This window comes from Vibrio neonatus, assembly GCF_024346975.1.
Taxonomy (GTDB): domain Bacteria; phylum Pseudomonadota; class Gammaproteobacteria; order Enterobacterales; family Vibrionaceae; genus Vibrio; species Vibrio neonatus.
Genome location: NZ_AP024886.1, coordinates 969,027 through 989,065, shown reverse-complemented (window position 1 = coordinate 989,065; position 20,039 = coordinate 969,027). Strand labels below are relative to the sequence as shown.

Genomic DNA, 20,039 nt, shown 5'->3' with positions numbered 1-20,039 from the left:
GAGCTCCTTTTTTATGCGCCGTAAGTTTAAAGTTTGTATTTTTTATTTGTAATCAGGGAGTGTTGGTAAACTCATTTATGCCCCAAAACAAGTTTCGAATAGAAAACTCTACTTTTCACACTGATAAAAAGCCATACAACTTCTAACAAAAGTTAACCGGTTGTAAGGGGCTCTTAATTTCTTGTAGTAATCCTTACAATTAAAGCTACATTCGATCTTTTCAGTACTCTGGGAGTGAATCGTCATAATCTGACTAAAACACCATCTCTGAAGCAGGGTCAGTCAGGTGAGTCTAAGCTAGCAATTGCAGGGCAAGCACCTGCACCAAAAGTGTTAAAGCCTAACGCAACTAAGTCTAAGGGAGTGAAGGTCAGTAGATATCTGGATTTTTGGATTAAGTGATTCACCATTTCTTATTTGGTGGGCTACTTTTCTATATGTGCCCCTACGGCGCCAATTATCGTGGCTACCCACTTTTATGTAGTTAAATCCTACACTTTGCGTGGTAACTTCGATAATTAGAGATGATTTCACGGTGGATGGTGGTGAGCTAGATTCTAATCGGAATAAGCCGTTGGATTCCAGTTCAATCTCGGAAGATATCTTTGAGACTATTGCTGCCTGCTTACTCTCTGTTCTTTTGTAGCCTTTTGATTTATGTTGGCATTTACATAGAGGCTTAGATGCGTGCGCTGCGGTACTGTATTTGAAGTGGGTTAACTCCTCGCAGTGCAAGCAAAGGCCACTGTATAGATTGTTAGGCTTCGAGCCCACCCATGCTTGTGAGAGAAGAAAAATGCCTCTATCAAAGATCCGGTCATAAAGCTGTTTTAGCTTTTCTTTTTGTAGCGATTCTGGCAATGGGCGCTTCTTCCGTTTCACTTTACGGCAAGAGCAAAGGACACCTCGACCTTTCAATTGCGTAATGCAATAGTTTTTAAACACATGACCACACTTATTGCATTCGAATGTTTGCTTATGATCGACCCCTCGATAAATCCTTTCGGAGAGGAGTTTTAAGTTGTATGTAGAACAAAACTCATCAAGCTTCTCAAGGAGTCTAGGGTTTAAGCAGACTTTGCCGTAGGTTTCTAACACCAATTCTTCTGTCAGCACGCTATCATCCACAGTGAGCCCTATATTTTCAAAAGCCTCCCTAATATTATCTATGGCTCCTGAGGCGTTGACGACACCATTCCGCACTTCAAAGTGTCGAATGACGAGTAATTGAATGCCTAATTTATGACAATGAGCAGCTTTATCTTGGTCACGGGTTTGTTGTTTTCGTAGGGCTTCATCGCCATGAATTGGTTTATAGTGAGTTGGTCCTTGATATTCAAAGGCCATATTTAGTTGTAGTGAGTGGCCATCTAGCTCTAAATGGTTATAGTCTGGATGGTCTGTTATGTGATCAACTGGAAATTTGGAACTAAAATAGCTCTCTAGTATTTTTCGAGCTAAATCTTCTTGTACTCCAAAACGGGCAAACCTTGCGCAGTTCGGGCATTTGGTCTTAGTATCCGGCCGGAATACATTAGATACTCTTACATCTTCAGTTGATCCACAGTTCTGACAGTTGCTTGATAGTAAGGAATCTTGATTTGTATATTCTTCCTCTTTACTTTGCACTACCAGACCCACCTCCTGAAATCTTTTTTTCACGTCCTCGAAGGGCGTTCTAAAGTCCTGCCTCAACTTTTCACGCTTACACTCAGGACATCCGTGTCCTCGTTTTTCACCTCTGAACTTGTGTTGCTCTTTGATTACTTTAAAGGGTTTATCTGGGTGCTTTCTGCAAACGACAGTGATTTTCTTTGTTTGTTCAGAGATTTCCTTTTCTAGGTCGGGGTAGGTGTAATACTCATCGAGCGCTTCATATGCAGAGACATTATCTTTGAAGCTCTCAATCTTACTGTCGACCGTTGCAAGGTGAGTTTTCTTACGAGTCTTAGATTTTTTCTCTTGTATACATGACTGACATCCACTTTGGCCATGGAGATGTCTATTGAGTCCATGTGTGAAGCACTCTTTATGCTTCCTGCAAATCGCACTTACAGACTGGAATCTACTTGAAAGTGGGAGATGAGATAGAAGTTGTTTTTTGGGGTAAATATATAACTCATGTAATTCTGGTGTGAGCGAAGCCCAAAACTCCTGCTCTCTTTCTTCGACTCTGCATTGCTTGCATTGATATTTATGAAAATCTAAAACTGGCTCGCTCTGTTCACCATGCGTTATGCAGGTAAAAGATATCTTAGAAGACGATTTTTGGTAGATTAAGTGCTTATAGTGGTCGAAGTGCTTTTTGATATTAGAGAGAGCTAATGAGTATTCATGTTGCTCAGTACCCTGAAACTTTGAAAGTCTGCTACATTCCGTGCACCCACCAAATCTTATATTTAAATGATTATCAGGGAAGGTGACAACTTTAATTGGTTCTTTATGCCAAAGACAGAAGTAAGTGCAATTCTTCTTTGCGGTGACGTAACTCGTTTCCGAATAATCAAATCTATCTGGGCCGAATTTATCGATACTTTGTATGATATGTTGTCCTGTGGTTAATTTTCGCATTCTTTCTACTCACGATTTCGGCCCAGCATTTGTTTTTAACAGCAGTAGTACACAGTTAGGCTTTATTTATATTACGCCATTAATATCCCATTCCCGTTTCTTGGCATAACGCAGATAGTTCAGCAAGATCCGCAAAAGCTTCCTTTCTACGGTTGCCAGTACGACTAAGCGGTATATTACTTAACTCAAGAAGCTTAATGAAAGTTGGCCGAGACATGTTAAGCAAATCTGCATACCATGAAACTACCCGAAATATCCGAAAGAAAGAGAGTTTCAAATTATCGTTGGACTTAGTGCTCGTAAGTGGCCTAGTTCAAGGTCTATCAACGCATGCTTAACTATCTTTAATTATAGTACTTAGTACTTCAATATGTAGTGGATGAGTAAAACAAACCACTAGTCCGTGGGTGTTTTGAACAAATTACCTTAGCAGAACTTATCCAAGATCTCGCAATCACCACGAATTCGTAACAAGCTTTTGTCCAATAATGTGCTAGAGCTTTATGCTGTAGAATACGCCATAGCAATAATGTGTCCCATAAAAAACGCCTCAACAAGTCTGGCGTGACTATACATTAAGGCGTTTGAGTACGTTTGTAAGGTGAAAGAAGCAGGAAGCCACAGTGACTTGAGATGCCGAGCTTCCTTTTTTAATGACTTAAATATTTTCGATATTGGATGGGGCATGTCCTAAATGTTGCATTAGGACATATACGCTTTCTTGATGCAGAGCGACTTTTCTAAATAAGTGAGAGAAGACAGGATCGCCCCCAAAGCATTCATTGATGTAGTGATCAATGCGTTCGTTCGAATATCCTTCAACGTACATGGTTCTTACCCATTGATATTCGACGGCTTTTTTATCCTTTATGACATCAATTCCTAGTTTTATCTCGTGCATGTTATCTCTTAGCTTATGTCTTTTATAGAAGCGATCTGTGATTGATGATCGGGGATTGTTACAATTCAAGGGCTTTGTGTTTTAAGCGTCTAGGCAGTAGAATCCTGACCTTAGCCCTTACTTCTATGTTGATGGCAGATTTAAACAGAGTTAAATGAAAATATGATTACAGTTAGGTTTCATTCTCATGTTTTCATATGAATATTTTCATATGAAGCGAATTTCACCTCGGTTTGAAGGTTAAATAAGCAGACGCGAGTTGTAACAAAAGGCAAGTGAGCTTGCGCCTTGTTGGTATAAATTTAATCAATGTGGTGATTAATCAATCGCTTAAAGAAGTGGCTAGAACGAGGCTTTTCTGTTTGTGCTATATGCAATCAAAGTTTGACAAAACTCTGTTATAAAAAATGATGTGGCTTGTTAGAATACGCGCAGCGAAAGCCTTGTCTAGATGCATATGGCTTAGAATACAAATTGGTTAAGTCACATGTTAAAAATTTTTAAAATCATGCTTGTTGGTTCTGTATTAATGGCGGGAGTCGTAAGCGCAGGTTCTTATAGCAAACATGATTTAAAGCATACAGTTAGGCTGTATAAAGCAAGTGAAGTGTCATTAGACAGCCGTTGTGATCATTCGCAATTTGATTTACCCAAATCTTTGGTCGTAAAGCCCGGCACGCTGACTGATGTTATTATTCAATCTAGCGTTAAGTTTCATCGAGGTATCGATGACCCTTACTTGTATGAATCTGATTATGTCTATAACCAAGTAAAAAGTAAGTTACTGCTTAATACACACTGGTTATGTGAAATCAAAAAAAATAGAGCGCAAGCACCACTTTGGGTAGTCCCATCTGTCGTGAGAACTTCAGGAAGTGGGGCGTTTTATTACTTAGATGTAAACCAAAAACATGATGGTCATTACTCTATAGCACAAGAGTTATTCTTGGGCGATCGCATAGAGATTGAATCATTGGTTTATAACAACAACACGCTTGAGCTTAGTTTCAAACAACACACTCTAAGTCAATCAATGGCGGAAGCCCCTGACGAATTGATCACGAGACGATTTACGCTTTCTGGCAATCAACTTTTTGAACGTAAGAATTGAACTTTTTCTCTATAAAGTGGTTCAAACATTACTACCGAGCATTATGGCAATAAAGTTCGGTGCATTTACCTGATGCAATTGCTATTAAATCGACTCACCATCATAGAGTGAAGCAAGATAACGAATACGAGCGACTTTAAGCTCTTCAATTTTTACAATGAATAGGCGAATTATTCTCGTTGCCTAACGAGTGTTTTAGCGTGTTCAATTTTATTTCAGTAGGTATTTCGGTGTTAAAGCTAAATCAACTTAGTCAACAATCTCGCTCCAGAATTAAAAAGGGTTTGTTGGTTTTACCTTTAGTGTTAATCGCAACTTTTGTGTTGTCCCACAATAAAGATGAGCGAAAGTTTGTACCGCTTAATATACAAAGCTCAGCCGCGCCCGCTGTAGACAGCAAATCTGATAATAAAGCGTCAGTTTCTATCCCTACATACAGCTATACCATTAAAAATGGCGATAACTTGAGTGTTATCTTTTCTAAGCTTGGCATCTCTTACGCCAGTTTATTGAGCATTATGGAAGAGGATCTCAATCACCTTTCTTTAGATACCTTACGCCCAGGCAACCGACTGCTATTTTGGATAAACGAAAAATCCGGTGTATTGGAAAAAATGCAGTTGAAGTTTAACCCTGCAGATATGGTGCAATATTCTCGCGTTGAGAATGGCGCTTATGCTTTTAAAGATATTTCGGTAAAAGGGCAATGGGATACTAACGCACTGGTAGGCTCGGTACACGGCAGCTTTTCTAAGTCCGCGCATAATTTAGGTTTAAGCATCAATGAGATCCGTACTATTACCACATTGATGAAAGATAAGCTGAACTTTACTCGCGATCTACGTGCCGGAGATAAATTCTCTGTCGTTCATAAAATACAGTCTGTGGATGGTGTAGAAACGGGCAGTCGTGAAATTGAAGCGGTTAAAATCTTCAATCGTGGTCGCACCATCAGTGCGTTTTTACACACAGATGGTCAGTTTTATGATGAAAATGGCGAAAGTTTGCAACGTGCCTTTATGCGCTACCCAGAAGCGAATCACCATGTAACATCACCGTTTAATCCAAAACGACGCCACCCTGTAACGGGAAGACTTTCTCCGCATAATGGCACAGACTTCCGCGCGCCAGTAGGCACTCCGGTACTGGCAACGGGTGATGGTAAAGTGATCATGATTCGCAACCATCCATACGCGGGTAAGTATGTTGTTTTAGAGCACGGCTCAATTTATAAAACGCGATATTTGCACCTGAGCCGTATTTTGGTGAAGAAAGGACAGCAAGTAAAACGTGGTCAACGCATCGCATTGTCTGGCGCGACAGGGCGCATCACAGGCCCGCACCTGCACTATGAACTACTGATCCGTAATCGTCCGGTCAACCCAATGACAGCAAACATCCCAATGGCAGAATCTGTGCCTAAAAAAGAGATGACCAAGTTTGCTGCTCGTCGTGACAATTTGATTCAGATGATGAAAGAAGAGGAAGTATTACTTGCGAGTCAGCATGATTCACAGAATAATAAGTCTCAAGAGTCTCTTTAATTTAGGTATAGTAAATGAACCAAAGCGAATTTACCCAACTGGTGCTGCTGGCAAGTCAATGTGATGATCTTCCACAGGCTTTGCAATTACTGCAAGAATGCGAGCATGAAGAAGTGTCAGAAGTGGCTTTATCTTTAAAAGGGCAATTTGCGGTTGCTGAAGTAGAAGGTGAACAACGCGTCTATCATGTTACGACTCAGCAAGAAGGTGATGATCTACAAGAGTTTGTAGAACACATCATGAATACAGACGAGCATGTGATTCGTTTTGTTGCTTGGTTCTTTGATGCTTACTTTGACGTAAAGCAAAGTGACACCTACAAAATGGCCGGTAAAACTTACCAACAGCCAAAAAGAAAATAAGCAGACGCTATATTAAACCGTCATAGTGAAAAATCCGCCTCTTGAAAGTTGAAGTGGCGGATTTTTTTGTTTTAGGAGTGGCAGGGGTTAATCATTGCCTGTTCGCGCGGGAATATCGACCACATTATCCGGCAGTACAGTATTGCTTTCACTGGGTAGCCATTTCTCTAGATTATCAGCGCCCCCAATATATTGCCCATCCATCCAAATTTGTGGAACAGTAACCGGCGTTTTTTGTCCAATATGTGCCTTTACTTCGGGGATCATGCGATACAGAGCTGCGCTGTCTTTGACTACATCGAGGTAGGTGTAGGAGATCCCTGCTTTGTCTAACAAATCTTTGGCTTTGACGCAGTAAGGGCAGGTGGCTTTGCCAAAAACGATGTTGCCTTTAAGCTCGTCTTGTTTAGTCCACTGAGCAATCACCGATTGTACTAGCACGCCTCGGTTTAGTGCTTCACCTTGACTTATTACCTTACCTTCGACCACTAAAATTGGAGCATGCCATGCGCCCATTTTTAATGGCTCCCACCAATACGATAGCCAGTCTTTGACTTCAAGCTCAATCGGCACATCTTTAAGTTCATTGTCGAAGGTGTCTTTTAGAATGTCTTTGGTGAGAGTACATTCACCGCAAGGGATATTGACCTTAAATGGGCCCCAACTGCCTCCCCAGCGATACAGTGTGATTTTAATGGGTTTGCTCATGCTACCGTTCCTTTTGTAGACCTAGTAATAAAGTAGAACATAGTTAATCAAAAAACCTTTCAATCATTGTGTAATTTAGCGTAAAAAAACAAAATGAATGACTGGGTAGCAACAAATAAAAAGACCGAGCACAATGGCTCGGTCAATAGCATATTCAGTTTGTCTAATCAGAAGATTAGGCGTTAACCGATATTAGAAATCGTAACGGATACCCGCTTGGATTTGGTCGTTTTCACCTTCAACTTGCTCAAACTTGTAGCCAGCGTAAGTGCGAAGGTTGCCGTTGAACTTGTAAACTGCTTCGATAGCTGCGTTATCAACAGTTGCGTCGTCAACACTTTCAACGTCTTGGTAGTTGTAAACTGCTGCGAATGTCCACTTGTCTAGCTTGTAAACTGCAGAAACTTCAAATGAGTTTACGTCTTCGTCAGCTACAGAACCTAGTGCGTAGAAACCGCCTAGAGTGAAATCTGCAATTGAGTACTCAGCTGCAAAGTTGATTTGGCTGTCGTCATCGTTGCCGTTTGCTTGAGCAACGTAACCAAGACCAAGAGCTAGACCGAAGTCAAAAGAGTACATTGCTGCAGCGCCGTAGCTGTCAGTGTCTTTTTCGTCGTTTGCTAGGTAGTTAGCTTGGATGTCAAAACCACCGAACTCACCAGCGTATAGGAAGTTGTTAGTACGCTTGTCTTTGTTACCAGAAACGATGTCAGCTGCGTCTGCGCCGAAAGTCGCCATTACGTCAGTAACGTCAGTTAGCATAACTTGAGCTGTGTCTTGCTTACCGTAAGAGAACTCGCCGATGTTAGTGCCGATACCTGCGAAAACGTAACGGTTAGTGATGTCTGCATCAGTATCAAACTGAGCTTCATACTTACCAAAACCGTAAAAATCTTCGCTGATTTGAGTTTTGCCAACGATGTTTAAACGAGCACGAGACTTATCTTCGAAAGTGCTGTTATCTACTGATTCGTTGTTGTCAGAAATGTTGAAACGAGCTTCCGCACGACCGCCAATTTTTAGCTCAGAAGCATCATCTTTGTATACAGTTGCTGCTGCTGCAGAACCAGAAGCCATTACAGCTAAAATTGCGGTAGTTAGTGCTGCCTTTTTCATTTTGAAATTTCCTATTTTATAAAGTTTGAGTACTTACTCAGGAGTTATTTATTCGAGCTCAAGCCCGTTTGATTTGTGGCTAATTTAGATTTGAAATATGAATGTCTAATGACTCAAATATGAATGAGCGGTGACGCTTTGATGACGAAATGATGAATTGAATGATAATTAACCACTTGATTTATAAGGGATTTTAACGGGTTTAAATTGTTTTTAAATGTGAATGGCTCTTTGTAAGCTATTGAAAACTAGTCATTAAGTAGTATTTATTGTTAAGGGTATTTCTGGGAAATAGAGGGGCTATGACGAAGCAAAATAGAAAATAGCTAGATTTCGTCTTTGCCAAAATAGATTGAGAGCTAGCTCTAATTATTAATAGAAAATGTGATCTTGATCGGCTCTAGTGTGGTTGATATTTAAGCGATAAATGGAAATAAAGATATGCTTATTCAACTGTGAACCTATGGCTTTCTATTGTTAGGTGAAGCTCATATTTGTAGTGGTTGCATATAGTCATAAGCAACCGCCGTTGATTGTGCAGATCAGAAAACCGCAATCTTGTGTATCTCTTTACCGCTAGACCCTTTAAACTTGGGCACAGTTACCGAGTTTCACTTGCAATTAGTGTGTCGACCCTTTAGGGTCATCAACCTTGCAAGACCTGCCAACCCCTAATCTACAAAAGGAATCTCCCTTGAGCGACAATAAATTTTCTAAGTTACCTTTATCTCAGCCTTTGCTCGATAATTTGGCGTCGATGGAGTATTCCGAGATGACCCCAATTCAAGCGCAAAGCTTGCCGCTAATGCTAAACGGTAAAGATGTGATTGGTCAGGGTAAAACAGGTTCAGGTAAAACAGCGGCGTTTGGTTTGAGCTTACTGACTAACCTCAATGTGAAACGATTCCGTGTTCAGTCTTTAGTATTGTGTCCAACACGCGAGCTGGCTGACCAAGTCGCGAAAGAGATCCGTAGATTAGCGCGCACCATCCACAATATTAAAGTGTTGACTCTTTGTGGTGGCGTTCCTATGGGGCCGCAAATTGGCTCACTTGAACACGGCGCTCATATTTTGGTGGGGACACCGGGCCGTATTTTGGATCACCTAGAAAGAGGGCGCATCAACCTAGCTGAGCTGAATACCTTAGTATTAGACGAAGCTGATCGCATGTTAGACATGGGTTTCCAAGACGCTCTAGACGCTATCATCGCAGAAGCGCCAAAACAGCGCCAAACCTTGCTATTTAGTGCCACTTTCCCTGAAAAAATTCAACAAGTCGCTTCGCGTATCATGCAAGATCCACAGTTAGTTAAAGTGGAATCAACCCACGATAAAAGCAGCATTACTCAACACTTTTATAAAGTAGACAACAACGATCAACGCTTGCAAGCACTAGAGACTATTCTGCTTGCTTACCAACCAGAGTCAGCGGTTATTTTCTGTAACACCAAGCGAGAAGTACAAGAAGTCGCAGATGAGTTGCACTACAAAGGCTTTAGCGTAATTGATTTACATGGCGATCTTGAACAAAGAGAGCGCAATCAAACTTTGGTTCAATTTGCCAACAAAAGTGTTTCTATCCTAGTGGCTACTGACGTTGCCGCTCGCGGATTAGACGTAGAAAACCTAGATGCAGTCATCAACTACCAGCTATCACGCGATCCAGAAGTACACGTACACCGCATCGGCCGTACAGGCCGCGCAGGTAGCAAAGGCGTCGCATGTAGCATCTTTAGCGAAAAAGAGCACTACCGCGTAGCGCTCATCGATGAATACATGGACATCGAAATTAAGCCAGAGTCACTTCCAACAACCAGCACCACCTCATCAGTACAACCAGCAATGGTGACCATTGAAATCTCAGGTGGCAAAAAGCAAAAAGTAAGAGCAGGCGACATCCTAGGCGCATTAACCGGCGGTAACGGCATTGACGGTAAAAAAGTAGGCAAAATAAACCTATTCGACATGCGCGCCTACGTAGCAGTAGACAAATCCGTCGCAAAAATCGCCCACAAAAAACTAGAAAACGGCAAAATGAAAGGCCGCAAATTCCGCGCCAGAATCCTGTCCTAATTGCGGGGTCAGGTCTTGAAATTTGCACCGCTGTTTGTTGATGGTGTTTAGATCAAAGATTGAATACCAAAATAGAACGTCTGATGTTGTCATCAGGCGTTTATTTTGACACAGATTTGAGAAAAGCGGGGTCAGGTCTTGAAATTTGCATCACTGTTAATTGAAGGCCATGAATTAAATATCATGTTGATTTACGGCAAGGTGTAGTGATGAAGAAGGGCATCTATCTATTAAGGTTCAAATTAATAAAGCCCCAACAGTGATCAACTAATTGGGGCTTAATAATAGGTGTTTAGCTTTTCTTGTTATTTAGCAAAGTTCTGGGTTAAGAAGTCAATGCCTGTTACGCCATTTTGGGTTACTTGTTGAAATGATAGACCAGTGGTCATGACCCAATCAGCCATTTCATTTTGACAATGTCCTGGGTGACCTGTGAAACTATTTGTACCAGCGTTGTTAAAGGTATGACTAGTTGGGTTAGCGTCTTTTACATCAGTGTATCCGTAGACTGCTTTTAATGCACCAGAAAAAGGAATACCTAATGGGCTTTGTGGAGTTGCTGAAAACACATTTTGTGCTTTACTATTTAGTATAAAATGACCTTGAGCATATTTTTCTTTCTGAGCGTTTGTATTGACCATTGCTAAGTTGTATACACCATCACTCCATGCCACAGGAGAAGTTGCTGGTTGCATTCCTGCTGCTTCACCTTCACAGTATCGCTTAACAGAACGAGCACAGTTAACAGCGATCATGGTTTGAACTTTCTGGCTATCTATATCTAAACCTTGTGGAACGTTCACGATACGACACCATTTAGCACTGGCAATGCCACTTCCCGGTTGACCACCAAACACAGTGCCGGCAAGTAATTTTGAGTTATCTAATGTATTGTAATCAACCATACTTGCAGGAATGTGTTGGTACTTGATACGTCCATCGTCTAGTTTCAAAAAGTCATTTCCAGCACTTTTCGCCCCTGCTTGCCATTGTGCTAGCCATGCTTTACCAAAGGCGTGCTCAACGCCACTTTCTATACTTGTTAGCAACAGCTGATTTCCAGCAAGTGTTTTTTGGCTAAGCAGATCTTCAACACTTCCAGAATCGAAGACAAAGCTAGGATTTAGATGTGCGTTTTTAAAATTATAAGAGATGATCTTTGTGTTACTAGCTTTACAGCCCGATTGATATTGGTACTCAGTCAATGTGCCGTTAATTGTCATACCTTGGCGATCAACGTCAACAGTCATAGGTGTTGAACCGTAGCAGTGCCATTCTTCTTGGTGCATAGTAGCTGCACCTGTTGCCGATAAGGTCACGGCGCGTGATGCATCAAAAGTAAGACTGGTTTGGCTACCTTTTTCCGGTAGCTTGGCAAATGCACCAGGCTTAAGGGTCATGGTAAGACCTTGAGTGCTACCAGGGTTAATGTCTTGTAGTGTGATTTTGCTTTGTGTTGAAAGAGCGTACAGGCTATCCAATGCATTATATAAAGGGGAGTTATGACTAAACTCAAAACCATTTTGTGTATCGATATAATTATTTAATTGGCTTTTCTCATTAGCCGATAATTTAGGAACAAGTTTATCAGCGTTAATATCATTATTGCTATTACACGCACTCAACATTAATAGACTTGATACAATAGCCGTTGTCTTGAATAGATTCATGAACACTCCATAAATAGTGAATTTAGCCTAAGTAGCACTTCATATACCCCAGTGATCTTTAATCCGTTGTGAGAATACCCATCTACGGAAAGGAATAATTTAGGCTGGTAATATGCGCTGAATTATAAATGAAACCAAGAGCATGGGAGGCGTTGAAGCTATGTTCTCATATTTGATGATCGTCACAATAAAGTGCAACGGGAAGTGCTAAGTACAAAAAGATAGAACCAACGGCACCTGCAAATTTCAAGACCTGACCCCGCTTGTTTTGATAGAATTGGATTTCAATTAACTATTTATGAGAGTTGTACTGTGTTTACGGTTATTGGATGGTTTGTTCTTTCTATTTTTTGTGGTGTGTATGCGTCTAGTAAAGGGCGTTCGGGGTTTGGTTTCTTTTTGTTGGCGGTGTTGCTATCGCCAATTATTGGTTTTATTGGTGCTTTGATTGCTTCTCCTATTCAAAGTAAAGTTGAAGAAAAAGCGATTGGCAGTGGTGATTTGCGCAAGTGTCCGATGTGCGCCGAACTTGTGAAAGCCGAAGCACTGTTGTGTAAGCATTGTGGTTCAAAACTTAATTCGATGAACGCAGATAGCGACTCTGGTCATCAAGAAGAATCAGGATATCAGTATCAAATCATGGTGAACGGTGAAGATATTATAGCCTTTGATGTGAGTAAAGCAGGTACGCCGGATAATATAGACAGAGCGAAAGCGAAAGGCTTTAAAGAAAGAGGTGTTGTCTTTGCTGATAATGCTATTGAAGCTATCCAAATATATTCTGAATCTTGAAGTTAAAGGGTGATGATGCGGTATTGGCAGTAAGGATAAATTCTTAACTAATATACGTTAAATTCGACTTTAAATAATCACCAAACATCATAGAAGGGAGTTAAACCCCAGGGTGAGAGCATGAGTGTTCGACTTTTAATCAGTGCTCAAATTACCAACTAAAATTTGTTCCAGATACTCGATTTCCATCGCAGCCATTTTAGTCTTTCTTCGAATACTCGCTTTTCTTGTGGTCTCATTCCGCAGCATATTAATTGCCATATGGCGAATAGCAGCAAGTACTTCGGCAGCATTGTCACGGTAGATCTGACAAGCATCCTCACTAAATGCTGTGTCTAGTACCCAGTGAAGACTATTTTCTATTCCCCAATGCTCTCTAACACCAATCGCAAAATCCTGCGCACTCAATGCTCTAGAACTGATGTAGTATCTGTACTCCAAAGAACATTTCTTGCCCGACTTATCGTACCTAAAACTCATAGCTTCACCGATGCAGTTGATGCTAGGCCAATCACAAAATGGCTTGGATTTTGGCGCAGGTAAAACTCGATATTCTCGCACCTCTACCCGACCATGTTTCGTCTCGGTTTTGGACTTGACCACCTCACCATCAGCGCTCTTTAGCTCTGACTTTACGGCCTCAAAAAGCTTTTCTTGATTGCCTTTTACAGCGAGCAAATAGTCACCGCCGTCTTTAACTATCGCTTCTGCGATACTCTTCTGGCAGGCAATTGCATCTATGGAAATGAGGCAACCCTTTATATCTAATAGCTTAAGTAGCTCTGGTATCGCCGTGATTTCATTTGACTTTACGTCGGTTTTTACCTGACCGAGTACCAGTTTATTCTGAGCACAAAACGCACTCACCATATGTATAGTTGATTGCCTTGAGCTTCGGTCATATGAGCTTCTTAGAGCTTTACCATCAATGGCTATAAACCGACCTTCAGTCGCTTCACAAAGACTGTTAACCCAGCGCGTGAAGCACTCTTGAAACTGCTTAGCATCGAGGCGTGAAATCACACGAGCTATCGTATCATGCACAGGCAAACCTTCTTTAAATAGCCCTTTATCTTGTAACCATCCGAGATGAGCACGACCAAAGTCCTCTATATCTTCCCAGCCTTCTGCACCAGTGATAACGGCGCAAACAGTTAAGAATAGGACATCAAAAAGTGGGTAACTCACCTTTGCTGATTGCCTTGGGTCTTTCAACGTGCTGAAGTGCTTTGTAAAGGCGTCGTGCATCACTATCTCCCAAAAAAGAGAGTATATGATCACAGCTAAATGTGATCGTCAAATCGATCGTTCTGAGTGGCTAAAAATCGTTCACGATCTCACCCTGAGTTAAACCCCTTCTATCTATTTATACCAATATTAAGCAAAAGCTTCTTTACTGGCTTCAAGGGTACGCTTTAACGAATCAGTAAAGCGAGTTCTTTTGGCTACAGTTAATCGGCCGGCATAATAAAGCTCAATCAATACACCGTTGTCGCAAATATCACACTGACTTTCGCAATGCATTTGCTCCAAAAACATTTCCATTTTATAGGGAGATAATTGAAATCTTTCTATCTCATCGCCCTTATTGCAATTATAAATAATAACTTCCATCTTCACTCCTTGAAGAATTGCAACGATTTACTGTGTTTACTATGGCGCATATTTAGAAGTTTTTTATAGATTGAAATCACATACTTACGTTTAATGAACGTATGTTTGATCGTGATCAATGTACGCAACCAAATGCACCGTTTGTTTGTGAAGAGTATCAATCTTTGCGTTGCTGAAAATTAATTGAGGCAGGGAAGGTTTAACAGAGAAGTGAGTACTGATTGTCGGTTATTTAAGGGGAATATAAACGCCTAAAATAAAATAGGCCCGCCAAAGCGAGCCTATCAATTCAAATGTGCAATGCAGGCGTGGGCTTAAGCCGTAGCAAGTTGCAAAGATTTCTCTTCAGAAATAGGGCGAGTAACCAGAGACAGCGCCACACAGATTGCCATCATTACCGCAGAGATGGTGTAAGCAATAGTGTAACCTTCGCCATGAGTCATAGAGAAGCCGACAACCGCCGCGCCAATCGCACCGCCAATACCCCATGCTGTGTACAATACGCCATAGTTAGTACCGTAGTTTTTCAGACCATAATATTCCGCCGTAATCGATGGGAATACCGCAAGCAGTGTACCGTAGCCAACTGCCGCAATTGCGGTGCCTAAAATAAGAGCCGCTTCTGATTTGAAGGTCGCAAACAAAGCCATGTTGATGCCTTGCAGTGCAAAAGCGATAAATAGAGTGCGTAGACCGCCAATCTTGTCAGATAAAATGCCCGCGCCAATACGACCGCCAGAGTTAAAGATAGCCAAGATAGAGGCTAGGTAAACCGCATTAGGCAGGTTAGCTTGCACGCTAGCGATAGTGGTGATATTACCAATGATCATAAGGCCAGTTGCAGAAGCAAATGCGTACATGATCCACAGTGAGTAAAACTGCGGCGTTTTCAGCATCACTTTCCATGAAATATCACTATTCTGCTTAACTGCGATAGGGGCTTTACCCGCTTTTACTTTAGGCGCTTGTGGCACATAGTCCGCAGGTGGGTTGGTAATAGTCGCCGCGAGAGGTACCGCGATAACAAGTACTGCAATACCTAAAATTAGAAAGCTCTGGTCGATGCCGTAATTGGTAATAAGAGCCGATGTAAGAGGCGCAAGATAAACCGCAGCAAGACCAAACCCTGCCGCAATTAAGCCATTCACTAAGCCTTTTTTCGATGAGTGGAACCACTTCATTGCAGCTGGCGAAAGACACGCATAACCAAAGCCGATGCCTGCACCTGCAACCACACCAAAGGTCATGCTTAGCATTGCTGGGGTAGTAGCAAAGCTTGAAGCCATCATACCTAAACCAGTAAGCGTTGCGCCAAGCATTAGAATCGTTCTTGGGCCCATTTTATCTTGCAAAATACCTGCAACTAAAAGAGCGATAGAGAAAGTTATCGTAGCAATGGCATAAGGTTGTGATGCATCTGCTGCGTTCCAACCGTGATCGGTAACTAGAGCTTTGTTGAAAATACTCCAAGCATAAAGGATGCCTAAACAAAGGTTGATACAGAATCCTGCTAGGAGGATACGCATCGCTTTATCGATCTTTTTCATCGTTTTTTCTCAGTGCCATTAGGGCTAGGTAAGTTAGGTTAGCGACTCGAAATGTTCAAAAATATTTTAGTTTCATCAACATTTCTAAGTATAAGTTGCGCGAATTGTACACAAGTTATTTTTGATTTAAATCCCTTTTTACCAAAAATGGAAAATAATTTTCCGTTGTGTTTGTTGCGGTTGTGATTCACGTGAATTCTGAAAGATTTGCTTACGTTTTATCAAGCAATCGTTTACTTGCAGACTTGAGTTTCACCCCAAATGTGAGGTAGGAAACATTTATAAAAAATAGTTTTTTGCAACCATTTGTTAACAATCGATGTGATTTATATAGGGTTTTCAGGTGTTTTAAGTAAAAACAATGATTTCTTGATTTACAACAATGTTACCATGTTAATAAGTTGTAAAAATAACGTAGTTTTCAACGAGTTGTATGAGTTTTGAATCGAAATTAACGATTGCAATCGTACGTATTTGCGTCAAAATGCGATGAAAACTTAGATTCCAATTATGAAAGGTCACTTTGCGCAGCTTTAGTGAGGTCTAAATGAAAATATTTTTACTACTCTTTATTTCTGTTTCGGCGGGTGCCGCTTCTGCTGAACACTTAACATCATTTTTATATGGATTGAGCACTGCGTCTTTAGCAGTGGGCGTCTGTTTTTGGTTGGCATTTCGTTCATCGCGCTGGCCACAACTGGCGGTATTTTTGTTGTTGATGGGGATGTTATGCAAACTGACCATAACGGTGGTGTCTACCATTATGGGGGTTAAAGCTGGCCTTATTACTTCTCCGCTGATCTTCTCATTGTCATATTTGTTTTTTGCAATTGCAACAACCTACGTCTACTTCTATTTTAAGGATAAAAGTACCAACCGTAAGTTGGGTCTAGGACAACAATAACAACGTCTTAATTGCAGACACAGTGACAATATAAGCCACCATTTTTTAAAACCGCTATCGCTTAATAGGCTATAGCGGTTTTTTGATCACTTAATTGCAGAGATTGGTATTATTAGTTATCGCCATTGTAAAACGAGGCAACTAATGAGCATCAATACTTTATATTCTGCCGAGCAAATCAAACGAAGCGAAGCTAGCGCGGCAGAGCTTGCTGGAATAACGCTGTACGAATTGATGGAACGTGCAGGGCAAGCCGCGTTTGAACGTGTGCAGGTGATGCTTCCCGATTTAGGTAAAATATTGGTGTGTTGCGGCTCTGGCAATAACGGCGGAGACGGCTTTGTTGTGGCGCGCTTAGCGTTAGAGTCGGGCTATGAGGTTGATGTTTTTCAGCCAACTTATTGCACTTGCAAAAACCCCGACACTCAATCTGACGCTTATCAAGCAAAACAGAAGTGGTCTTTGCACAACCAAAGTATTCTTAACACCATCGAAAGTAATGACAAATACGATCTTATTGTGGATGGTTTGCTCGGTACTGGTCTTGTCAATAAGGTCAGGGATAACCTCGCCTTCGATATCACCCGCATCAACGCGCTTAACGTCCCTATATTGAGTTTAGATATTCCTTCAGGGCTACAGGCCAATACCGGTGAGATCTTAGGTAGTGCAATAAAAGCGACTGAAACCATTACCTTTGTCGGCAATAAACTTGGATTAGTAACCGGCAAGGCGCGCAATGTAGTCGGCAATTTATACGTAGCTGACCTAGGTATTTCGCCTCAATTTTCCCATTTAGAGTCAAGCCACACGAACATTTTTGCAAAGCCTCAAGCACTGACACTTATTCCACAAAGGGAAGCATCTGCTCACAAAGGTAACTGCGGTCGCGCTTTGTTAGTCGGAGGCAATCAAGGAATGAGCGGCGCTATTATTATGGCCGCGCAAGCCTGCGCTCGAACTGGAGCAGGCTTAATTAACGTGATGACCCATGCCGATTCCATTATGCCTTTATTGGTACGTCAGCCCGAGATCATGGCGATGGCCATTACAAATCAAAACCAGCATGAAATAGACGAACTGGTTAGCCATAGCGCACTTGCGAGTAGCAGCGTGATAGCCATTGGCCCAGGATTAGGGACAGACCTTTGGGCAAAGACCTTATTTAATTGGGCGATGGCACAAAACAAACCTAAAATCATTGATGCTGATGGACTTAACTTGCTAGCCAGTAGCACCGAACAATTTGACTTACATGATTGTGTTTTAACGCCACACCCTGGTGAAGCGGCGCGTTTATTGGGCGTTACCGTTACTGACATAGAAAAAGATCGATACGCGGCGGTTAATCAGCTACAGGCAAAATATCAATGCGTGGTTCTTCTTAAAGGCGCGGGCACATTAATATGTGATGGACAAAGTACGCAGGTGATTACTGCGGGTAACTCAGGCATGGCGACTGGCGGCATGGGAGATGTATTAACGGGCGTTATTGCTGGGTTAGTGTGCCAAGGGCTAAAGCCGATGCAAGCAGCGTGTTTAGGTGCATGGCTACATTCTACAGCGGCGGATAATAAGGCTAAAAAAGAGGGGACCATAGGGATGCTTGCGTCAGATTTATTGCCTGAAATTCGTACGTTAATAAACCAAAATTAGAATTAACATCAGAAATTTAAGAAAAGTAGCAAAATAAGTAGAAAAATCAGCCATAAAACGTGCAATTTTAATAAGGAAAATGCGGCTTTTACTTCACTTTAGTGATTCGGATCACGCTATAACAGAGCGCATAATGTAACTAAAAGTATCTGGAAATAAGTTTAGGAATATAGGTTATTGATTTAAAAGAATAAACGAAATTAGGAAGGGCGCAGATTTGCAAGTTTCAAAATAGTAGCACAAATAAAAACAAAAAATCAGTCTTGCGACAATTTAATCTGAACCTATAATGCTGAAAACCGGAGCGTCTGCCAACGCTCCGGTTTTTTTGTGTCCGAAGAATGGTCAACGCTTCTGCCAAAGCACGACCTGCATTGTAATTGGCACGTCATTTATAAGAATCAAGGAAATGCACAATGCGTATCGAACAAGAACTTAAGTTAGGCTTTAAAGATGTACTGTTTCGCCCTAAGCGCTCAACACTAAAAAGTCGTTCCCAAGTAAATTTAACCCGCGATTTTACATTCAAGCATAGTGGTCGTCAATGGTCTGGTGTACCTGTTATCGCCGCCAACATGGATTCTGTTGCAACGTTCGAAATGGCCGCCGCATTAGCCGAACACGACGTAATGACCGCCGTACACAAACACTACACAGTAGAGCAGTGGGCAGACTTCGTTAAAAATGCAGACAGCAAAACACTAAAAAATGTGTTTGTATCAACTGGCACTTCAGAAGCAGAGTTTGAGAAAACCAAACAAATCATGGCACTGTCAGAAGAGCTGATTTTCATCTGTGTTGATATCGCCAACGGCTACTCAGAACACCTTGTCGAATACGTAGAAAAAGTGCGCGCCGAATTCCCAACCAAAGTCATTTCAGCAGGCAACGTTGTCACCGGCGACATGTGTGAAGAGCTAATCCTTGCTGGCGCAGACATCGTAAAAGTCGGCATCGGCCCAGGCAGCGTATGTACCACTCGCGTTAAAACTGGCGTAGGCTACCCACAACTTTCAGCCATCATCGAATGTGGCGACTCAGCCCATGGCCTTGGCGGCATGATCATCGGCGATGGCGGCTGTGCCTGCGCCGGAGACGTATCAAAAGCCTTCGGCGGCGGCGCAGACTTCGTCATGCTAGGTGGCATGCTAGCCGGCCACGAAGAATCAGGCGGCGAAGCCATAGAAAAAGACGGCAAGCAATACATGAAGTTCTACGGCATGTCATCAGAATCAGCCATGGCGAAACACTCTGGCGGCGTCGCAAAATACCGCGCAGCAGAAGGTAAAACCGTACTATTACCATTCCGTGGCAGTGTTCACCACACTATCTCAGACATCCTAGGCGGTGTGCGCTCTACATGTACTTATGTGGGTGCAGCGAAGCTGAAGGAATTGACTAAGCGTACTACGTTTATTCGCGTGCAAGAGCAAGAGAATAATGTGTTTGGGAAAGAGTGAGTCTTAGAT

The 20,039-nt window shown here is 41.8% G+C and carries 16 protein-coding genes; 8 read left to right on the top strand and 8 right to left on the bottom strand.

Features of this window, described 5'->3' with window-relative positions:
- Window positions 1–333: 333 nt before the first annotated feature.
- Window positions 334–2,571: a hypothetical protein gene (locus OCU38_RS16585; protein WP_261824568.1), complete on the bottom strand. Its 2,238-nt coding sequence runs from the start codon at window positions 2,569–2,571 to the stop codon at window positions 334–336.
- Between the two features lie 658 nt (window positions 2,572–3,229).
- Window positions 3,230–3,472, bottom strand: coding sequence for a hypothetical protein (locus tag OCU38_RS16580; protein ID WP_261824567.1), 243 nt, complete (start codon window positions 3,470–3,472; stop codon window positions 3,230–3,232).
- 487 nt (window positions 3,473–3,959) lie between these two features.
- Here OCU38_RS16580 and OCU38_RS16575 point away from each other — a divergent pair, with 487 nt between their 5' ends.
- The 3 genes from OCU38_RS16575 (at window position 3,960) to OCU38_RS16565 (ending at window position 6,489) form a co-directional block, all read left to right on the top strand.
- Window positions 3,960–4,583 carry a hypothetical protein gene (locus OCU38_RS16575; RefSeq protein ID WP_261824566.1) on the top strand — a complete coding sequence of 208 codons (624 nt, stop codon included), beginning with the start codon at window positions 3,960–3,962 and terminating at the stop codon, window positions 4,581–4,583.
- A gap of 224 nt (window positions 4,584–4,807) precedes the next feature.
- Window positions 4,808–6,127, top strand: coding sequence for a peptidoglycan DD-metalloendopeptidase family protein (locus tag OCU38_RS16570; protein ID WP_390625277.1), 1,320 nt, complete (start codon window positions 4,808–4,810; stop codon window positions 6,125–6,127).
- A 14-nt stretch (window positions 6,128–6,141) separates the two neighbouring features.
- A complete protein-coding gene (locus OCU38_RS16565) occupies window positions 6,142–6,489 on the top strand; it encodes a hypothetical protein (protein WP_261824565.1) in 348 nt (115 codons plus the stop codon).
- A gap of 87 nt (window positions 6,490–6,576) precedes the next feature.
- Here OCU38_RS16565 and OCU38_RS16560 read toward each other — a convergent pair whose 3' ends face one another.
- Both OCU38_RS16560 and OCU38_RS16555 read right to left on the bottom strand, forming a co-directional pair.
- Window positions 6,577–7,197, bottom strand: coding sequence for a glutaredoxin domain-containing protein (locus OCU38_RS16560; RefSeq protein ID WP_261824564.1), 621 nt, complete (start codon window positions 7,195–7,197; stop codon window positions 6,577–6,579).
- A 192-nt stretch (window positions 7,198–7,389) separates the two neighbouring features.
- Complete coding sequence (locus OCU38_RS16555; protein ID WP_261824563.1) at window positions 7,390–8,313, bottom strand: porin; 924 nt, start codon at window positions 8,311–8,313, stop codon at window positions 7,390–7,392.
- A 694-nt stretch (window positions 8,314–9,007) separates the two neighbouring features.
- Here OCU38_RS16555 and dbpA point away from each other — a divergent pair.
- Entirely contained in the window at window positions 9,008–10,387 is a 1,380-nt protein-coding gene (dbpA, locus tag OCU38_RS16550; protein ID WP_261824562.1) for an ATP-dependent RNA helicase DbpA, read from the top strand.
- 305 nt (window positions 10,388–10,692) lie between these two features.
- On the opposite strand, the gene OCU38_RS16545 is transcribed toward dbpA, so the two are convergent.
- Window positions 10,693–12,057 (bottom strand): hypothetical protein, encoded by a 1,365-nt coding sequence (locus OCU38_RS16545; RefSeq protein ID WP_261824561.1) that lies wholly within the window; start codon window positions 12,055–12,057, stop codon window positions 10,693–10,695.
- Window positions 12,058–12,369: 312 nt separating this feature from the next.
- Between OCU38_RS16545 and OCU38_RS16540 the strand changes: the two genes are divergently transcribed.
- Complete coding sequence (locus tag OCU38_RS16540; RefSeq protein WP_261824560.1) at window positions 12,370–12,849, top strand: zinc ribbon domain-containing protein; 480 nt, start codon at window positions 12,370–12,372, stop codon at window positions 12,847–12,849.
- A 135-nt stretch (window positions 12,850–12,984) separates the two neighbouring features.
- Here the strand turns inward: OCU38_RS16540 and OCU38_RS16535 are convergent, their stop codons facing one another.
- From OCU38_RS16535 to OCU38_RS16525, 3 genes are all read right to left on the bottom strand, one after another.
- Complete coding sequence (locus OCU38_RS16535; RefSeq protein ID WP_261824559.1) at window positions 12,985–14,100, bottom strand: ISAs1 family transposase; 1,116 nt, start codon at window positions 14,098–14,100, stop codon at window positions 12,985–12,987.
- Window positions 14,101–14,226: 126 nt separating this feature from the next.
- A complete protein-coding gene (locus tag OCU38_RS16530) occupies window positions 14,227–14,463 on the bottom strand; it encodes a hypothetical protein (RefSeq protein WP_261824558.1) in 237 nt (78 codons plus the stop codon).
- A gap of 314 nt (window positions 14,464–14,777) precedes the next feature.
- Window positions 14,778–16,010, bottom strand: coding sequence for an L-lactate MFS transporter (locus OCU38_RS16525; RefSeq protein ID WP_261824557.1), 1,233 nt, complete (start codon window positions 16,008–16,010; stop codon window positions 14,778–14,780).
- Window positions 16,011–16,557: 547 nt separating this feature from the next.
- Here OCU38_RS16525 and OCU38_RS16520 point away from each other — a divergent pair.
- The 3 genes from OCU38_RS16520 (at window position 16,558) to OCU38_RS16510 (ending at window position 20,030) form a co-directional block, all read left to right on the top strand.
- Entirely contained in the window at window positions 16,558–16,914 is a 357-nt protein-coding gene (locus OCU38_RS16520) for a hypothetical protein (protein WP_023403540.1), read from the top strand.
- A gap of 144 nt (window positions 16,915–17,058) precedes the next feature.
- A complete protein-coding gene (locus tag OCU38_RS16515; RefSeq protein WP_261824556.1) occupies window positions 17,059–18,570 on the top strand; it encodes an NAD(P)H-hydrate dehydratase in 1,512 nt (503 codons plus the stop codon).
- Between the two features lie 416 nt (window positions 18,571–18,986).
- Complete coding sequence (locus OCU38_RS16510) at window positions 18,987–20,030, top strand: GMP reductase (RefSeq protein WP_021713439.1); 1,044 nt, start codon at window positions 18,987–18,989, stop codon at window positions 20,028–20,030.
- Window positions 20,031–20,039 lie beyond the last annotated feature (9 nt).